This window comes from Rubellimicrobium sp. CFH 75288, assembly GCF_009904055.1.
Classification (GTDB): Bacteria; Pseudomonadota; Alphaproteobacteria; order Rhodobacterales; family Rhodobacteraceae; genus Rubellimicrobium.
The window spans coordinates 82,849-100,665 of the sequence record NZ_WYDP01000014.1; the positions used below are offsets into that span (position 1 = coordinate 82,849).

Sequence of the window (17,817 nt, forward strand, 5' to 3'; positions counted from 1 at the left end):
CGCTGGGCGCCTGTCTAGGGGGCAGGGGGCGGGGGGGCAAGCGGGGCGGTTAGAGCGCGTCCCAGAGCAGGCGCAGCGCCATGGCGAGCGAGGTGACGACGAGGAGCGGGCGGATGAGGCGCGCGCCCCCGCGCACGGCCGCGCGCGCGCCGATCTGGGCGCCGACGATCTGTCCCGCACCCATGACGAGGCCCGCGATCCACCACGTCTCGGCCACGAGCGCGAAGACGGCCATGGCGCCGACGTTGGAGGCGCAGTTCAGGAGCTTGGTATGCGCCGTGGCCTTGAGCAGGCCGTAGCCGCGCAGCGCGACAAAGCCGATCATGTAGAAGGACCCCGTGCCGGGCCCGAGCACCCCGTCGTAGAAGGCGAGGCCCGGCACGGCGGTCGCCCCGAAGGCCCGCGGCCCGAGCCGCTGGGCGCGGTCGCTGTCGTCGAGGCCGCGGCGCAGCGCGAAGAAGAGCGCGACGGCGATGAGCAGGACGGGCAGCGCGAGGCGGATCGCGTCCGCAGGCAGGCGCGAGGCGACCAGCGCCCCCGCCCCGGCGGCCAGAGCCGCGACGAGGGCGGGCCCCGCCTGCGCCCGCAGGTCCACCTGCCCTGCACGCGCATAGGAGAGCGCGGCCGAGGCGGTGCCGAACAGGCCCTGGAGCTTGTTGGTGGCGAGCGCCGTGACGGGGGGCGCGCCCGCGAGCAGGATCGCGGGCAGCGCGAGGAGCCCGCCCCCGCCGGCGATCGAGTCGATGAAGCCCGCCAGCAGCGCGGCGAGCGCGAGAAGGGCGAGGATCTGGGGGTCGAGCGGGTCCACGGGGCGCCCCTTCAGGCCGCGAAGTCGGCGCGGGCATAGCCCTGCAGGAACAGGAGCGCGGACAGGTCGGCGTGGTTGACGCGCAGGCGGCACCGGGCCTGGACGGCGGGCTTGGCATGGACGGCGACGCCGAGGCCCGCGAGGCCCAGCATGCCGAGATCGTTGGCCCCGTCGCCGGCGGCGAGCGCGTCCCGGGGGCCGAGGCCGAGGGAGGCCGTCACCTCGGAGAGGGTTTGGGCCTTGGCCTCGCGGCCGAGGATGGGCTCGGCCACCCGGCCGGTGAGGCGGCCGTCCTCGGCCAGAAGGGTGTTGGCGCGCGCCTCGTGGAAGCCGGCCCATGCGGCGACGGGGCGGGCGAAGGAGAGAAAGCCCCCGGAGACGAGGACGCAGCGCGCGCCGTCGCGCGCCATGGTGGCCACCAGCGTGCGGGCGCCGGGGGCGAGCGCGATGCGGGTGGCGAGGACGCGGGCGACCGTTTCCTCGGGCAGGCCGGCGAGAAGGGCCACGCGCTCGCGCAGCGCGCCCTCGAAGCCGAGCTCGCCGGCCATGGCGCGGGCGGTGATGGCGGCCACGCGCTCGCCCACGCCCGCCTCGGCGGCGAGTTCGTCGATGCATTCCTGGCCGATGATCGTGGAATCCATGTCGGCGAGAAGGACGCGCTTGCGCCGCCCCCCCGCCGGGGCGGGGAGGAGGTCGATCCCCTCGGCCTGGAGCGCCGCCCAGACGTCCCAGAGGTCGGGGGGCTCGGCCGGAAGGGGGATCTCCGCGGCCTCCCCGGGCGAGAGCCAGCGCAGGGGGGCGGCCCAGCGCGCGGCGAGCGCCTCGGCCCGGGCGGGGGGGAGGCGGCCGGGGGGGGCGACGAGGACGGCGACGAGGGGGCCGCCGGGGAAGGCGGGATCGGGCGGAGCGGGGGCGGTCATGCGTTTCCGATCGTGGACGGGCGGGGCGGGCGCGGAGCGAAAAGGGCCGCGTGCGGGCCGGCATAGCCCCCGGCGGCGCCTTGCGGAAGCCCCGCGACCCTTCTAGCGGTGGCGGCGGGACATCCCCCCCCAACGGGGGACGCATATCTGGAAGGATACCATGACCGAGACCCATCCCCCGCCGCCCCGCGCGGCGGACCCGGCCGCCGAGGCCGCCCTGCCCCCCCGGCCCGCCCGCCTGCCCCGCAATCCCCGCTTCTCCTCGGGGCCCTGCGCCAAGCCGCCGGGCTGGGAGCCGGGCTGGCTCGGGCGGGCCTCGCTGGGGCGGTCGCACCGCTCGGGCGAGGGCAAGGCGCGGCTGGCGGAGGCGATCGACCTGACGCGCGCGCTGCTCGAGGTGCCCGAGAGCCACCGCATCGGGATCGTGCCCGCCTCGGACACGGGCGCGGTGGAGATGGCGATGTGGTCGCTCTTGGGCGCGCGGCCGGTCGAGATGCTGGCCTGGGAAAGCTTCGGCGAGGGCTGGGTCACGGATGCGGTGAAGCAGCTCAGGCTGGACGCGAGGGTGACGCGGGCCCCCTACGGGCGGCTGCCCGACCTCGGGGCGGTGGACTGGGACCGGGACGTGGTGCTGACCTGGAACGGGACCACCTCGGGCGTGCGGGTACCCGACGGGTTCGCGCCGCCCGCGGGGCGGGAGGGCCTCGTGATCGCGGACGCGACCTCGGCCGCCTTCGCGCAGCGCCTGCCCTGGGAGGCGCTCGACGCCGTGACCTTCTCCTGGCAGAAGGTCATGGGGGGAGAGGCCGCGCATGGCGTGCTGGTCCTGGGGCCGCGCGCGGTCGAGCGGCTGGAGGGCTACGCGCCGCCCTGGCCCCTGCCCAAGATCTTCCGCCTGACCTCGAAGGGCCGGCTCAACGAGGGGATCTTCCGGGGCGAGACGATCAACACGCCCTCGATGCTGTGCGTCGAGGACTGGATCGCGGCGATGCGCTGGGGTCTGGGGATCGGGGGCCTCCCGGCGCTGATCGCGCGGGCGGACGCGAACGCGCAGGCCGTGTGGGATTTCTGCGCGGGCCGCGACTGGATCGCGAACCTGGCCGAGGCGCCCGAGACGCGGTCGAACACCTCGGTCTGCCTGCGCTTCACGGACGGGCGGATCGCGGACGGGGCGGCCTTCGCCAAGGCGGTCGCGCGGCGGCTGGAGGCGGAGGGCGCGGCCTGGGATGTCGGCTCCTATCGCGACGCGCCGCCGGGCCTGCGGGTCTGGTGCGGCGCCACCGTCGAGCGCGAGGACATCGACGCGATGCTGCCCTGGCTCGACTGGGCCTATCGCGCCGAGATCGCGCGCCTCTGAACCCCCTTTTCCTTTTCTTTCCTGCCGGAGCCCCCTCATGGCCCCCCGAGTGCTGATTTCCGACGAACTCTCGCCCGCCGCCGTGCAGATCTTCCGCGACCGCGGCGTGGACGTGACCTACGAGCCGCGGCTCGGGCGCGACAAGGACGCGCTGCTGGCCGCGATCCCCGATTACGATGGGCTCGCGATCCGGTCCGCGACCAAGGTGACGGAGAAGCTTCTGGCCGCGGCGCCGAGGCTCAAGGTCGTGGGCCGGGCGGGAATCGGGGTGGACAACGTGGACATCCCCGCCGCCTCGCGCCGGGGGGTGATCGTGATGAACACACCCTTCGGCAACGCGATCACCACGGCCGAGCACGCGATCGCGCTGATGCTGGCGGTGGCGCGGCAGATCCCGGAGGCCAACGCCTCCACCCATGCGGGACGGTGGGAGAAGTCGCGCTTCATGGGCGTGGAGATCACGGGCAAGACGCTGGGCGTGATCGGGGCGGGCAATATCGGCTCGGTCGTGTGCGACCGGGCGCGCGGGCTGCGGATGAAGGTGATCGCCTACGACCCCTTCCTGTCGGAGGACCGCGCGCTGGAACTGGGCGTGGAGAAGGTGGAGCTGGACGCGCTGCTGGCGCGGGCCGATTTCGTGACGCTGCACGTGCCGCTGACCGAGCAGACGCGCAACATCCTGTCGGCCGAGGCGATCGCGCGGCTGAAGCCCGGCGCGAGGGTCATCAACTGCGCGCGCGGCGGGCTGGTGGACGAGGCGGCCCTGGCCGAGGCGATCCGCGAGGGGCGCGTGGCCGGGGCGGGGTTCGACGTGTTCGCCGTGGAGCCCGCGACCGACAGCCCGCTCTTCGGCCTGCCCAATGTGGTGGTGACGCCGCATCTGGGCGCCTCGACCACGGAGGCGCAGGAGAACGTGGCGCTGCAGGTGGCCGAGCAGATGAGCGACTTCCTGCTGACGGGGGCGGTGTCGAACGCGCTCAACATGCCGTCGGTCACGGCCGAGGAGGCGCGGGTGATGGGCCCGTGGATTCGCCTTGCCGGGCATCTGGGGAACTTCGTGGGCCAGATGACGGACGAGCCCATCACGGGCATCAACGTGCTGTTCGACGGGGTGGCGGCCGGAATGAACACGGCGGCGCTCGGCTCGGCGGTGATCGCGGGGATCATGCGGCGCGCGAACCCGGACGTGAACCTGGTCAGCGCGCCCGTGATCGCGCGCGAGCGGGGCATCCATGTGAGCACCACGCGGCAGGACCAGTCGGGAATCTTCGAGGGCTACATCAAGGTGACGGTGGCGACCGAGCTGCGCGAGCGCAGCGTGGCCGGGACCGTGTTCTCGGACGGCAAGCCGCGCTTCATCCAGATCAAGGGCATCAATGTGGATGCCGAGATCGGGGCGCACATGGTCTATACCACCAACGAGGACGTTCCCGGCATCATCGGCGCGCTGGGCCAGACGATGGGGGCGAACGGGGTCAACATCGCGAACTTCACGCTGGGCCGGGCCGAGCGGGGGGGCGAGGCCATCGCGATCCTCTATGTGGACGACCCGGTGCCCGAGGCGGTCCTCGACCAGCTGCGCGCGACGGGGCTGTTCCAGCAGGTCAAGGCGCTGCGCTTCGACGTGGGCTAGTAGCCCGTCATCTCGAGATAGCCGCGGCCCCGGTGCGAGCCCTCGACCGTGACCGGCCCTTCCCAGTAGGGGACGGAGAGGGGCATCCAGGCGGCGGGCTCGACCGCCGCCACGGTGGCGTCGAGGCCGCGCTCGGGCAGCGTCACGCGCCAGCGCGTGGGCACGCGGCGGCCCGCCACCTCGGTCCAGCCGAGCGGCTCGGCGTCGAAGGCGCCGTCCGGGAAGGGGGTGGGGGTGCCGTCGGGGGCGATCCAGGTGGCGGCGGTGAAGCGCGAGCCGTCGCGCGCGTTGAGGCGGAAGCCCATCATCTTCTCGCCCGTCTCGAAGGAGAGCGAGAACCAGTCCCAGCCGGTCTGGTCGGGCGAGAGCGGCTGGGAGGACCATTCGCGGTCGATCCAGGCGGTGCCGGTCACGGCGACCTCGCCCTCGGGCAGGAGGAGGGTGCCCTCGGCGGCGAGAAAGGGCAGCGAGTAGTAGTGGCTGGCCTGCCCCTCGGGGGACTTGACCGAATAGCCGCGGTCGCCCTGAAGGACGACGGGCCCGGTGGCGAGGAGGCGCAGATCGTAGGCCCAGTCGGGGCCCTGCGCAGTCACGGTGGCGCCGCCGGGTCCGTCGAGGTCGCCTTCGAGGCGCCATTCGTCGATCCAGGCGGCGAAGGGCTCGGCGACGACGCCGGCCTGACCGGTGCCGCCCAGGGCCAGACGCTCGGCCGCGCGGTGGGCGCCGGGGCGGGTGACGGCGGCATGGCCCATCCAGACCTGGTCCTCGGGGAGGCCGGTGGGGCGCAGCGCGGTGCGGAAGAGCGTCCACTGCACCCCATGGGGCGTGCCGTCGGGACCCTCGAGATTGGCCGTCAGGTACCACCACTCGATGCGGAAGAGGGGGTGGGGGCCGTGATCCTCGGGGAAGCGGAGGTCGTGGCCGCGCTCGGGGATGGCGAAGCCCTCGGCCGCGGCGCCGAGGCCGGCGAAGCCCGAGGGGCCGGGCTCCTGCGCCGGGGCGGGGGCGGCGAGGAGCAAAAGCAGCAGGGGCAGGAGCGGCCTAGCGTTCATCGGCGAAGACCCGGAGAAGGCGCGCGGGCGGCGTGCGGGCGAGGCGCAGCGCGGGCCAGAGCGCGGCGAGGAGAGCGGCGAGGACCGCGAGCGCGCCGAGCCGCGCCCAGTCGGCGGGAAAGAGGCGCAGCGGCAGGCGCCAGCCGAAGGCCTCGACATTGACGATCGCGAGGAGCACCCAGGCGAGGGCGAGGCCGAGGGGCAGCGCCAGAAGGGCCGTCAGCGCGGCGAAGCCCGCGGCGCGCGCGAGCTCCAGCCCCCCCAGCACCGCGCGGCGCGTGCCCAGCGCCCAGACGGGGGCGAGCTGGGGCAGGCGCATCCCCGCGAGCGTGAGCAGCGACATCAGGAGCGCGAATCCCGCCACCCCGAGCGTGAGCGCGTTGAGCGCGGCGGTGACGGCGAAGGTGCGCTCGAAGATCCCGAGCGAGAGCGCCTTGAGCGCGGCCTGATCGACGAGGCGCGCGGGGTCGGCGCCGGCGGCGAGCAGGCGCTCGGCGACGGCGTCGGTTTCGCCGGGGGGGATGCGCAGGCCGAAGGAGAGGGGGGGCGTGTCGGGAAAGAGGGTGCGGAACAGGTCCTCGGACAGGATCGCCTGGGCGCGGGCGTTGCCGTAATCGCCGTAGATCCCGAGGATGGGCAGGACGAGGCCGGGCGCGACCTCGAGCGCGTCGCCGGGGGAAAGGCCGGCGCGGCGGGAAAGCTGTTCGTTGACGAGCAACCCCTCGCCCCGGGCGAGGCGGTCCCAGGGGTCGGGCAGGGCCGCGAGGAAGCGCCAGTTGTCGCGGAAGGTGGGGTCGTCGCGCATCATGCCCACCGTGCCGGGCAGGCCCGCGAGCGGGCGGGGGACGGAAGCGATGGGCAGCGCGCGCACCCCCTCGGGCAGGGCAGCGAGGAGGCGGGCGGCCTCGGCCTCGGTCGCGGCGGCGACGTAGAGCTCGGCGGCGAGGCGCTGGTCGAGAAAGCCGCGGAACGTGTCGCGGAAGGAGGCGACCATGGTCGAGACGCCGACATTGGCCGCCATGGCGAGAAGGAGCGCCATGAGCGCGAGCGAGAGGCCCGGCAGCTCGGCCCGCGCGTCGGCCCAAGCCCAGCGCGCGAGCGGGCCCCGCGCCAGCCGCTCGCCGAGGCGCAGCGCCCCGTCGAGGAGGAGCGGCAGCAGGAGCGCGCCCCCCACCATCAGCGCGGCGAGGCCCCCGAAGCCCAGAGCGAGGCCGCGCCCCCAGAAAAGGAGCGCCCCCGCGACAAGGAGGAGGAGCGCGCCCGCCGCCCCCTGCGCCCGCGCCCGCCGTGCGGCCCAGAGCGCGCCGCCCCGCCGCGTGGCGCCGCCGAGCAGCGGTTCCGTGGCGAGGCGGCGGAAGGCGGAGGCCGAGGCGAGCGCGGTGCCGAGAAGCGCCATGCCGAGGCCCGAGGCCGCCCAGAGGGGGCGGAAGGCGAGCGTGCCCGCCACCTCGGCCCCGTAGAGGCCGCGCAGCGTGCCCGCCACGTCGGGCAGCAGCGCCGCCGCCACGAGCCAGCCGAGCGCGAGGCCCAGGGTCCCCGCGAGGAGCGCGAGCGCCGCCAGTTCGGCCGCCATCAGGAGCGCGAGGCGCCGCGCGGGCAGGCCCAGCGCGCGCAGCGTGCGCACCGTGGCGCGCCGCCCCTCGAAGGCGAGGCCCACGGCGCCGTGGACGATGAACAGCCCGACCGCGAAGCTGAGCAGCGCGAAGGCCGTCAGGTTGAGGTGGAAGCTGCCCGCGAGCGCGGCGGGATCGGCCGTCTCGTCCGGGGCATCGAGCCGCAGGGTGGGGGCCACGTCCTCGAGCGGGGGGCGGCGCAGCGGCTGGTCGGGGGAGAGCAGCAGGTGGGAGAAGCCGTCCGTCCCCAGCAGGCGCCGGGCGGTGCGCGTGTCGGTCAGGACCGTGCCGGGGGGGGCGTCGGGCGCCTCGATGAGGGTGGCGCCGGTGGGGGGCAGGCGCGCGAGCACCTCGGCCCGTCCCGCAAGCGCGCCCCCGGGCGAGAGAAAGGCGGCGAGGCCGGCATCGGGGGCGACGGCGAGGGGGCCCGCGCCGGGGGGGGCGGTCAGCGGGTCGAGGCCGAGGAGGCGCACGCCCTCGGGGCCGCCGAGGCGCCCCTCGATCACCGGGGAGGCGAGCCAGCCCGCGCGGCGCAGCGCGACCCATTCCCCTTCGGTCACCGGGCCGCCCGCGGCGGCGGCGAGGCGCGACAGCCGCCCGCCGCCCAGCGCCTCGGAGGCGCTGGCATAGGAGGCGCGCGCCTCGGCGTTGATGGCCTGGACCCCCGACCAGAGCGCGGTGGCGAGCGCGAGGCCCCCGAGCAGCGTCAGGAGCTGGAGCGGGCGGCGCCGCCAGTGGGAGAGAAGCGCCAGGAGCGCCGCGCGCGTCACCGGACCACCCCGCCCCGCAGATGGGCGCGTGCGTCCATGCGCGCCGCGACGCGCTCGGAATGGGTGACGCAGAGCAGCGCGGCCCCCGTCTCGGCCACGAGGGCGAGGAGGAGGTCGAGCACCGCCCCGGCCGAGCCCTCGTCGAGGTTGCCCGTGGGCTCGTCGGCGAGCACGAGGCGGGGGCGGGCGGCGAGCGCGCGGGCGATGGCGACGCGCTGCTGCTGGCCGCCCGAGAGCTCCTCGGGATACTTGGAGAGGTGGGGCAGGAGGCCGAGGCGGGAGGCCAGGTGATGCTCCCATGCGGGGTCGGGGCGGCCCGCGAGGCGGGCGGCGAAGCCGAGATTGGCACGGGCGTCGAGCGAGGGGATCAGGTTGAACTGCTGGAAGACGATGCCGATTGCCTCGCGACGGAGGCGGGCGCGGGCGGCCTCGTCGAGGCCGAGGATCTCGGCGCCGTCGAGGCGGACGGAGCCGGAATCGGCGGGCTCGAGCCCGGCGGCGACGTGGAGCAGCGTGCTCTTGCCCGAGCCCGATTCGCCCGTGAGCGCGAGCGAGCGGCCGGGGGCGAGGTCGAGCGAGGCGCCGCGCAGGACGGGCACGGGGCCGTCGGGGCCGGGGAAGGTCTTGCGGAGGTCGCGCACGCGCAGCAGCGGCGTGGCGAGCGCGGCGCTGTCCTTCACGGCAGCCGGGCGAGGCGCGGCATGGCAAGCGCCGCGGCGAGCGCCAGCGCCGCGGCGAAGGCCGCCAGGATGGGAAACAGAGCCGCCTCGCCCATGCGCCCGAGGATAGGGCGCAGCGCGACCGGGCCAAGGGTTCCCGCGAGGAGCCCCGAAGCGAGGATCAGCGCGCCCATGCGCGGGTCGGGGCCCAGAAGGCGGCTGGACCAGACGAAGAAGGCCGGAAAGCAGACGGCCGCGAACCCGCCCGCGAGCGCGAAGCCCGCCCCCGGCGCGACCGTGGCCGCGAGCAGGCACGAGAGCGCCACGCCGAGGAGGCCCCCCTGGAAGGTGCGGGCGGGGGGGAGACGGTGGCCGAGAGCGGCCTGCAGGAGGCGGGCGGCCACGAAGGCCGCGAAGAAGAGCGAGGCGAGGCGCGCCGCCTCGGCCGCCGAGAGGCCGCGCGCGACGAGCGCGGCGGCGCCGAGGCCGATCAGCAGCGCCTCGGCCGCGACGGCGCCGAAGTTGAGAAGGAGCGCGAGCAGGCGCGGCGAGGGGGAGGGCAGGCCGAGGGGGGGCGTGCGCGCCTCGGGGGCGGTGAGGGCAAGGGCGGCGAGCGCGAGGGCCGCGACGAGGGCGAGGGGCGGGCCCGCGCGCTGGTCGGCGAGAAGAAAGACGAGGGGGGCGAGGATGGCGCCCATGCCGTAGACCGCGTTGACGAGGGCGACGAGGGCGGGGCCGCGGGAGCCCCCCTCGAGCAGCATGCGGCGGTTGACGGCCACGGCGAGGGCGCCGTAGCCGATCCCCGCCAGGGCGGCGGCGGCATGCATGGGCCCCCAGCCGGGCCCGAGGGCGAGCGCCGCGGCCCCGAGCGCGACCGCGAGGAGCGCGGGCCGCATCCGCATTGCCCCGAGGCCGGCCGCCCCCGCGAGCACCGCGGCCGCGGCCCCCCCGTTATAGGCGGCGAAGACCGTGCCGCCCGCGCCGGGGGGCAGGGCAAAGGCCGCGCGCCAGCCGGGCAGGGCCACGCCGAAGATCGCGGGCAGCATCCCCAGCAGCAGGAAGGCCAGCGCGCCCGCGGCGACGAGGCGGACGGGCAGGCCCGCTGGGGGGGCGGCGGTGGTCATGGCGGGCCTTTCGGCGGAAGGGTCGGCGCGGGTGTGGCCGATCGCGGGCGCGAGGTCCAGCCGGGGGGCATCACTCTCCGCCGCGGGCGGCCCACCAGGCGGCGTAGGGGGTGTTGCGGGCCATGCGGCGGTTCCAGTCGGGGGCGCCGTCGGTCCACCAGGGGTCCCCGCGTTCGCCCAGCGCGCGCTTGGCCGCGTCCACGCGGGCGCGGGCGGCGGCCGTGGCGGCGGGGTCGCCCTGCGCGGCGCGGACGGCGCGGCGGGCCGCCATCAGCTCGCCCACGAGGGCGGCGCGCGTCTCGGGCGGAAGCGCGGGGTCGGCGCGGCGCCACAGACGGCCGCGCACGACGATGTAGCGGCCGTCCGGCGTGACGGGGGGCCCTTGCGCGGTCACGTCCAGTCGAGGACGACCTTGCCCGCCTCGCCCGCGCGCATGGCGGCGAAGCCCCGGGCGAATTCCTCGGCGGGCAGGCGGTGGGTGATGACGCCGCGCACGTCGAGCCCGTTCTCGAGCATGGCGATCATCTTGTACCAGGTCTCGAAGATCTCGCGGCCATAGACGCCCTTGATGGTGATGGCCTTGAAGACGATGCGGCTCCAGTCCACGGGGGACTTGCCGGGCGGGATGCCGAGAAGCGCGATGCGCCCGCCCATCACGAGGCTGTCCACCATGGCGTCGAGCGCGGCCTGCGAGCCCGACATCTCGAGGCCCACGTCGAAGCCCTGCACCATGCCGAGGCGGCGGGCCACCTCGCGCAGGTCCTCGGCCGAGGGGTCCACGGCCACGGCGCCCGAGACGGCGCGGGCGAGCGCGCGGCGGCGGGGGTTGGGGTCGGTGATGACGACATGGCGCGCGCCCACGTGGCGGGCCACGGCCGCGGCCATGATGCCGATGGGACCCGCCCCCGTGACCAGCACGTCCTCGCCCACGAGGTCGAAGGAGAGCGCGGTGTGGACGGCGTTGCCCAGGGGGTCGAGGATCGCCCCGATCTCGTCGTCGATGGCCTCGGGCAGGGGGACGGCGTTGAAGGCGGGCAGGCGGAGATAGTCGGCGAAGGCGCCGGGGACCTGCACGCCGATGCCGCGCGTCTCGGGGTCGAGGTGGAAGCGGCCCGACCGGCTCTGGCGCGAGGTGCGGCCGATCAGGTGCCCCTCGCCCGAGACGCGCATCCCCTCGTGCAGGTCGGGAAAGGCGGCGGGCACGTCGCGGCCGAGGGCGGCGATCGTGCCCGCGAATTCGTGCCCGATCACGAGCGGCAGCGGCACGGTGCGCGCGGCCCACTCGTCCCAGGACCAGATGTGGAGGTCCGTGCCGCAGAGCCCCGTGCGGCGCACGCGGATCAGCACCTCGTCGGGGGCGGGATCGGGGACGGGCAGCTCGCGCAGCGCGAGACCCTCTCCGGGGGCCTCCTTGACGAGGGCGCGCATGGTGCGGGTCATCGCAGGCCCGCCTCCTGCGCGGCGGATTCGAAGGCGGCCAGCGCCTCGGCCAGGTCGGCCTCGGAATGGGCGGCGCTCATCTGGGTGCGGATGCGGGCGGCCCCGCGGGGGACCACGGGAAAGAAGAAGCCGGGGGCGAGCACGCCGCGGTCCATGAGCGCGCGGGCCATGGCCTGGGCGGTGCCCGCCTCGCCCAGCATGACGGGGACGATGGGATGCTCGCCGGGGATGAGCTCGAAGCCCGCGGCGGAGAGCCCCTCGCGCCAGCGCCGCGCGTTGGCGTGGAGGCGGGCGCGGCGGGCCTCGCCCTCGGGGCCCTCGGCGAGGTCGATGGCGGCGAGCGCCGCGGCGGTGACGGCCGGCGGCAGCGCGTTGGAGAAGAGATAGGGCCGGCCGCGCTGGCGCAGCAGGTCCACGACCGCGCGCGGCCCCGCGACGAAGCCCCCCAGCGCGCCGCCCAGCGCCTTGCCGAAGGTGCCGGTGACGATGTCGGGGCGCACGCCCGCGCGCGGGCCGGTCCCCCGCCCCTCGGGCCCCACGAGGCCGGTGGCGTGGCAATCGTCCACCATCAGGAGCGCCCCCCAGCGGTCGCAGAGCGCGCGCATCTCGCGCAGGGGCGCGAACAGGCCGTCCATGCTGAACACCCCGTCGGTGGCCACGAGGACGAGCTCCGCCCCCCCCTCGCGCGCCTCGCGCAGGCGGGATTCGAGCGCGTCGAGGTCGGCGTTGGCGAAGCGCAGGCGGCGGGCCTTGGACAGGCGGATGCCGTCGATGATGGAGGCGTGGTTGAGCGCGTCCGAGACGACCGCGTCGCCCTCGCCCAGAAGGGGCTCGAACAGGGCGCCGTTGGCGTCGAAGCAGGCGGCGAAGAGGATCGCGTCCTCCGTGCCGACATAGGCGGCGACGCGGGCCTCGAGCGCCTTGTGGAGGTCCTGGGTGCCGCAGATGAAGCGCACGGAGGCGAGGCCCCAGCCGCGCTCCTCCATCGCCTCGCGCGCGGCGGCCTTGAGGGCGGGGTGGTCGGCGAGCCCGAGATAGTCGTTGGAGGACAGGTTGATCGCCGCCCGCCCGGAGGCCAGGCGCAGGCGCGGCCCCTGGGGCGAGGCGAGCACGGCCTCGTCCTTCCAGAGGCCCTCGGCGCGGATCGCCTCGAGCCGGTCGCGGACGGTCTCGAGCGGGTCGGGCATGGCGCGGCCTCCGGGATGCGGACGGGCGGCAGGGTAGGGCGTCGGGCGGGCCGGGAAAAGGGCATTAACCCCCTTGTCCGGTTTGGCTGCGCGCCGGAGCGGGAGCCTGCTAGGCTCGGCCCCGGTTGCGGAGCGGAGGGCCGTCATGCTGTCGCTGTTGGGCCTGGTCGGCCTTGCGCTGGGTGCCCTGGCCCTCGCTCCCGGATGGGGGCGGGTCGGCGACGGGGCGGAGGCCGACGACGACCGGATCGACGGCGAGGAGCCCGACACGATCCGCATCGACCTCGACGGTGCGGGCATGGAGGATCACGGGCCGCCGGAGCCGGACGGTGCGGCGGGGCCCGGGCCGCAGGGCGGCGACGGCGCCGACATCCTGTTCGGGACCGATCGCGACGACATGATCGACGGGCGGGATGGGGCGGACTTTCTCGACGGGGGCGGCGGCGACGACCGGATGGAGGGGGGCCGGGGCGACGACGCGCTGCACGGGGTGGCGGGCGACGACAGGCTGGGTGGCGGGCCGGGGGACGATCTGCTCGCCGGGCATGGCGGCGACGACGACCTCGACGGCGGCGAGGGCGACGACAGCCTCTGGGGCGGCGAGGGCGACGACACCCTCCGGGGCGGCGACGGGACCGATGCCCTGCTGGGCGGAGCGGGCGACGACCGTCTGACCGGAGGCGCGGGCGAGGACGCGATGCAGGGGGGCTATGGCGACGACATCCTCGACGGGCGCGAGGACGCCCGGCAGGAGCGCGACGCCCTCAACGGCGGCGACGGCGACGATCGCCTGCTGGCCGGAGCGGGCGACCATCTCCACGGGGGCGCAGGCGCGGACCGGTTCGGCCTGTCGCTGCCGCACATGACCGGCGGGCCTGCCGTGATCGAGGATTTCGACCCGCGCGAGGACGTGCTGCTGGTGCTGCACGCGCCGGGCGCGACCCCGCCCGTGCTGGCCTGGCAGGCCGGGCCCGAGGGGGCAGTGCTGCTGGCGGACGGCAGGGCGGTCGCCCTGCTGCGCGGCGTGGCGTCGGTCGATCCGGGCGCGGTGCGGCTGGAGGCGGGCTGAGCCGGCCTGTGCGATCGGGGCGTGCAGCCCCTCGGGCGGCCGGTCCGCCGGCTTCGGGTGCTTGCCCCCTCGCGCGCGCGATGCCATGATGCGACCGGGCTTGCGGCGATGGCGTCGCCGCAGGAGCCGCTGGGCTCCGGGTGCCTGCGGGGACGACCCCGCTCCGTCCTGTACGCCGGGACCTTTCGGGGTCCGGCGCCGGTTCGGACCCCCTGCCAAGGGTCTGCACCATGAACGCCATCGACACCGCCGCCGCCGTTCCCTCCTTCGGAGACCGCGCGCGGCCCGCCTTCTACCGCTTCCGGCAGGGCGAGCGCGTCCTGCCCTTCGCCCCCGAGGAATACGACGCGCGCCTCAGGGGTCTGCGCGCAGCCATGGAGGAGGCGGGGGTGCAGGTGGCGCTGCTCACCTCCATGCACAATGTCGCCTATTACTCGGGCTTCCTCTATTGCTCGTTCGGGCGGCCCTATGCGCTGGTCGTCACCGCAGGGGGCGCGGTCACGATCAGCGCGGGCATCGACGCGGCCCAGCCCTGGCGGCGCGGGCACGGCGACAACCTGATCTATTCGGACTGGGCGCGGGACAATTTCTGGCGCGCGGTCGCCCATGTCGCCGGGCGCGGCCGGACGGTGGGCGTCGAGGAGGATCACCTGACGCTCGCCGCCTCCGCGCGGCTGGATGCCTTTCTCGCCCCGGCCCGGCGCGTCGATCTGGCCCCCGCGACGATGCGCCAGCGGATGCGCAAGTCGCCCGCGGAGATCGCGCTGATCCGCGAGGGGGCGGCGGTGGCCGATGCCGGCGGCTACGCGATCCGCGAGGCGGTGCGCGTGGGCGCGCGCGAGATCGACGTGGCCATGGCGGGCCGCGACGCGATGGAGGCCGAGATCGCCCGCCGCTTTCCCGAGGCCGAGTACCGCGACACCTGGGTGTGGTTCCAGTCCGGGATCAACACGGACGGCGCGCACAACCCGGTCACCGCGCGGGTCATCCGGGCGGGCGACATCCTGTCGCTCAACTGCTTTCCGATGATCTCGGGCTATTACACCGCGCTCGAGCGGACGCTGTTCGCGCGCGAGGTGGACCCGGCCTCGCTCGCGATCTGGGAAGCCAATGTCGCCACCCACGAACTGGGGCTGAGCCTGCTGCGGCCGGGCCTCTCCTGCGCGGAGGTGACGGCGCGGCTCAACGCCCATCTGGAGGAGCGGGACCTGCTGCGGTGGCGGACCTTCGGCTACGGCCATTCCTTCGGGATCCTGTCGCATTACTACGGCCGCGAGGCGGGGCTGGAGCTGCGCGAGGACATCGAGACCGTGCTCGAGCCCGGGCATGTCGTCTCCATGGAGCCGATGCTGACGATCCCCGAGGGGATGCCGGGTGCGGGCGGCTACCGCGAGCATGACATCCTCGTGATCACCGAGGACGGGGCCGAGAACATCACGAAATATCCTTATGGGCCGGGCTTCAACGTGGTGGGTTAGGGCCGCCGCATCGCCGCCTCGCCGGGCCGGGGGCGGATTGCGCCTCCGGTTCAGGCTGTTAGTCTGCGCCGAAACGCCTTCTGCCAAAGGACGTCACCATGGCTGTTCCGTTTGCCGGCGCCGCGGGCGCGCGCGCCCTGGGCCTTGTGGCCGCCCTGTCCCTCGCCGCCTGCGCCCCCCGCCCGCCGGCCGAACCGGTCGTCCAGGATGTCATCATCGGCGGTGTGCCCGCCTCGCAGATCGTGCCTGGCTACGGCCTCATCGAGGACGGCGAGTACACGCTGCCCCCCGTGCCGCCCGGCTATCTCGAGGGCGTGAACCGCCGCGCCTTCGTGCCCTATCGCGGCAACGAGCCGCCCGGCACGATCGAGATCGACCCGCACGCCAAGTTCCTCTACTGGGTCGAGCCGGGGGGGATGGCCTGGCGCTATCCCATCGCGGTCGGCCGCGAGGGTCTGGGCATGAGCGGGCGCACCACGGTGGGGCGCAAGGCGCGCTGGCCGGGCTGGACGCCCACCGCCAACATGCTGCGCCGCGAGCCCGAGGTGTACGGCCCCTTCGCCGGCGGCGTGCCGGGCGGCCTGCAATCGCCCATGGGCGCCCGCGCGCTCTATCTCTACCGCGGCGGGCGCGACACGTTCTATCGCATCCACGGCACCAACGACCTGAGCTCGATCGGCAATTCCGGCTCGGCCGGCTGCATCCGGATGTTCAATCACGACGTGATCGACCTCTACGAGAAGGTGCCGAACGGCACCCAGGTGGTCGTGCGGACGCTCGAGGATTCCATCCGCATCGAGGGGCCGCTGATGGCCAATCGCGGCATCACCCTGCCGCCCTTCTTCGTGACCCCGGGCGATCTCGTCTCGGGCGGGCCGGGCCAGCGGCCGCCCGTGCCGCAGGCGATGGTCCCCGAGATGTATTACGGCAACCCTGCCGCCCAAGCCGGTGTGGCCTATATCCCCGACGAATCCGACGCGGCGATCGCGGCGGCGCTGGGGGTCGAGCCGCCGCCCGGCACGCCGATGCCCGCCACCGATCCGCTGATCGACGCCCAGCTGCGCGCGGCCGGCTTCTGACGGGCTCACAGGAGCACGACGTAGTCCTTGACCGTGGTCTCCAGAACCTCCCAGGTGCCGCGAAAGCCCGGGCGGATCACGAAACTGTCGCCCGCGCGGACGATCCGCGCGGCACCCCCCTCTTCCGTGATGACGGACAGGCCCTCGACGATGCGGCAATATTCCCACTCGTCATAGGCGATGCGCCACTTGCCCGGCGTGCTCTGCCACAGGCCACAATGAAGCCCTTCGCGCTCCTCGCTGTTCCAGGTGGTGAAGACCGGGTCGCCCGCGATGACCCGGTCGCGGGGGGGACGGGAGGTTTCGGGCGCAGCCGCGTTGCGCGACAGGAAATGGAACAGCTCGGCCATCGCCGCACCCTCCTTGACCCCGCGCCCCGCCGGCAGGCGAATCACGCGTGACGCGCCTCTCGCCGGTGCGCTAGAGGGGGAGATACCACGGATCGCGCGCCGCGCGAGGGTGGGCAGGATGGAGGCGCGCCATGGTCCGTCGCGGGAGCGGTCCGAGCCGAAGGGGCAGGGGCGTCGCGTGACCGGCTGGTTCGCCGACGGGCTGCTGGTGCCGGCGATCGCCCTGGCCGCGCTGGGATGGGTCGTCCCGCGGCTGCTGGCGCGGATCTGGCCGGAGGGGGTACTGGCGCTCCTTGCCCTCGCCTTTGCGGCCGCGGTCGCGATGACCGGCGTGGCGATGGGATTCTTCCTGCTCCTCTACCTGTGGCAGGGGGTGCCGCTCGCGGATCTCGCGGCGGCGGGATGGGGGCCGCTCCTGCGGCAACTGGCGCGGCTCGGCCTGATCTCGGCGCTGCTCTGGGCGCCGCTCCTCCTGCTGTCGGTGATGGGCCTGCCCCGTCGCTGGAGGACGCGGACCTGGTGAGGGGGCAGGACCGAAGCGGGTTCCGGGCCGCCTGCCGCCGAAGGGCGCGACAGCGGCCGCCGGAGGCCATGGCGTCCCGGCCTGTGGTGCTTTACGTCCTTGGCCGAGGCTGAGAGGGAATGGGCGATGCGCGTCGTCAAATGGGTGCTGGCGGTCCTGGTCGTGGCGGTGGCGGGCGCGTTCCTGCATTATGTGCTGCCCAAGCGCGAGGTGGTCACGATCACCTCGGCCTACAACCGCTTCGTCGAGCCGGGCGAGATCCGCGGCCTGCGGTCGCTGGGCCGCACGCAGGCGCAGGCCGGCCGGCCGGGGGTGGACGTGTTCTTCATCAACGCGCGCAGCCGCACGGGCCGGCTGATGGAGTTCCGCAACGAGGACACGGGCTTCGGCTTTCCGCCCTATTTCAAGTTCAACAGCGCCACGCTGCACAACCGCGCGCAGGAGGCGGTGAGCACGCCCGACAACCCGCGCTGGATGGTGATCCGCTATTACGGCTGGCGGGTGCCGTTCCTGTCCATGTTCCCCAACGCCGTGGGCCTCGAGCCCGCCGAGAGCCGCGACATGCGGCTGATCCCGTGGTTCAACATCGTCGTCCTGACGCTGCTGGCCGCCCTGATCTGGGCCGTCTGGGCGCGGGTCCGGCGCTGGCGCCGCCGCCGCATGGACCCGGTGGCCGAATCCTGGCGCACCGAGTCCGAGCGGCGCCGGGGCTGGGCGTTCTGGCGACGCTGAGCGGGGCCTTGCCGCGGCCGGCC

17 protein-coding genes are annotated in these 17,817 nt (G+C 75.0%); 7 read left to right on the top strand and 10 right to left on the bottom strand.

Going from position 1 to position 17,817, the window contains the following annotated elements:
- Nucleotides 1-49: 49 nt before the first annotated feature.
- Nucleotides 50-808, bottom strand: coding sequence for a TSUP family transporter (locus GT358_RS12260; protein ID WP_166582910.1), 759 nt, complete (start codon nt 806-808; stop codon nt 50-52).
- 11 nt (nt 809-819) lie between these two features.
- Nucleotides 820-1,728, bottom strand: a complete 909-nt coding sequence (gene serB / locus GT358_RS12265; protein WP_166582911.1) for a phosphoserine phosphatase SerB — start codon at nt 1,726-1,728, stop codon at nt 820-822.
- Nucleotides 1,729-1,888: 160 nt separating this feature from the next.
- Between serB and GT358_RS12270 the strand changes: the two genes are divergently transcribed.
- On the top strand, nt 1,889-3,085 hold the full coding sequence (locus GT358_RS12270; protein ID WP_166582912.1) for a phosphoserine transaminase: 1,197 nt from the start codon (nt 1,889-1,891) through the stop codon (nt 3,083-3,085).
- 37 nt (nt 3,086-3,122) lie between these two features.
- The gene (gene serA / locus GT358_RS12275; RefSeq protein ID WP_166582913.1) at nt 3,123-4,718 is read left to right on the top strand and encodes a phosphoglycerate dehydrogenase; all 1,596 of its coding nucleotides are present in this window, start codon (nt 3,123-3,125) and stop codon (nt 4,716-4,718) included.
- Here serA and GT358_RS12280 read toward each other — a convergent pair.
- The 7 genes from GT358_RS12280 to GT358_RS12310 all read right to left on the bottom strand — a co-directional run bounded on the left by GT358_RS12280 (nt 4,715) and on the right by GT358_RS12310 (nt 12,563).
- A complete protein-coding gene (locus GT358_RS12280) occupies nt 4,715-5,770 on the bottom strand; it encodes a lipocalin-like domain-containing protein (protein ID WP_166582914.1) in 1,056 nt (351 codons plus the stop codon). The two genes, serA and GT358_RS12280, sit on opposite strands and share 4 nt — an antisense overlap.
- A complete protein-coding gene (locus tag GT358_RS12285; RefSeq protein WP_166582915.1) occupies nt 5,760-8,153 on the bottom strand; it encodes an FtsX-like permease family protein in 2,394 nt (797 codons plus the stop codon). Before GT358_RS12285 ends, GT358_RS12280 begins: the two co-directional genes overlap by 11 nt.
- A complete protein-coding gene (locus GT358_RS12290) occupies nt 8,150-8,833 on the bottom strand; it encodes an ABC transporter ATP-binding protein (protein WP_371416282.1) in 684 nt (227 codons plus the stop codon). Before GT358_RS12290 ends, GT358_RS12285 begins: the two co-directional genes overlap by 4 nt.
- Nucleotides 8,830-9,936 carry a sugar MFS transporter gene (locus tag GT358_RS12295; RefSeq protein WP_166582916.1) on the bottom strand — a complete coding sequence of 369 codons (1,107 nt, stop codon included), beginning with the start codon at nt 9,934-9,936 and terminating at the stop codon, nt 8,830-8,832. Before GT358_RS12295 ends, GT358_RS12290 begins: the two co-directional genes overlap by 4 nt.
- A gap of 70 nt (nt 9,937-10,006) precedes the next feature.
- Nucleotides 10,007-10,330 carry a hypothetical protein gene (locus tag GT358_RS12300; RefSeq protein WP_166582917.1) on the bottom strand — a complete coding sequence of 108 codons (324 nt, stop codon included), beginning with the start codon at nt 10,328-10,330 and terminating at the stop codon, nt 10,007-10,009.
- Nucleotides 10,327-11,364, bottom strand: a complete 1,038-nt coding sequence (gene tdh / locus GT358_RS12305) for an L-threonine 3-dehydrogenase (RefSeq protein WP_208103508.1) — start codon at nt 11,362-11,364, stop codon at nt 10,327-10,329. The genes GT358_RS12300 and tdh overlap by 4 nt, the downstream gene beginning before the upstream one ends.
- Before the next feature lie 8 nt (nt 11,365-11,372).
- Nucleotides 11,373-12,563, bottom strand: coding sequence for a glycine C-acetyltransferase (locus GT358_RS12310; protein ID WP_166582919.1), 1,191 nt, complete (start codon nt 12,561-12,563; stop codon nt 11,373-11,375).
- Nucleotides 12,564-12,708: 145 nt separating this feature from the next.
- Here GT358_RS12310 and GT358_RS12315 point away from each other — a divergent pair, with 145 nt between their 5' ends.
- The 3 genes from GT358_RS12315 (at nt 12,709) to GT358_RS12325 (ending at nt 16,189) form a co-directional block, all read left to right on the top strand.
- A complete protein-coding gene (locus GT358_RS12315) occupies nt 12,709-13,632 on the top strand; it encodes a calcium-binding protein (RefSeq protein ID WP_166582920.1) in 924 nt (307 codons plus the stop codon).
- 230 nt (nt 13,633-13,862) lie between these two features.
- Nucleotides 13,863-15,110: an aminopeptidase P family protein gene (locus GT358_RS12320; RefSeq protein WP_166582921.1), complete on the top strand. Its 1,248-nt coding sequence runs from the start codon at nt 13,863-13,865 to the stop codon at nt 15,108-15,110.
- 98 nt (nt 15,111-15,208) lie between these two features.
- Nucleotides 15,209-16,189 carry a L,D-transpeptidase gene (locus tag GT358_RS12325; protein WP_243730856.1) on the top strand — a complete coding sequence of 327 codons (981 nt, stop codon included), beginning with the start codon at nt 15,209-15,211 and terminating at the stop codon, nt 16,187-16,189.
- Between the two features lie 5 nt (nt 16,190-16,194).
- On the opposite strand, the gene GT358_RS12330 is transcribed toward GT358_RS12325, so the two are convergent.
- Nucleotides 16,195-16,539, bottom strand: coding sequence for a cupin domain-containing protein (locus tag GT358_RS12330; protein ID WP_166582922.1), 345 nt, complete (start codon nt 16,537-16,539; stop codon nt 16,195-16,197).
- Nucleotides 16,540-16,717: 178 nt separating this feature from the next.
- Between GT358_RS12330 and GT358_RS12335 the strand changes: the two genes are divergently transcribed.
- Complete coding sequence (locus GT358_RS12335; RefSeq protein ID WP_166582923.1) at nt 16,718-17,062, top strand: hypothetical protein; 345 nt, start codon at nt 16,718-16,720, stop codon at nt 17,060-17,062.
- A 126-nt stretch (nt 17,063-17,188) separates the two neighbouring features.
- Nucleotides 17,189-17,794 (top strand): DUF1523 family protein, encoded by a 606-nt coding sequence (locus tag GT358_RS12340; protein WP_166582924.1) that lies wholly within the window; start codon nt 17,189-17,191, stop codon nt 17,792-17,794.
- The last annotated feature ends 23 nt before the right edge of the window (nt 17,795-17,817 follow it).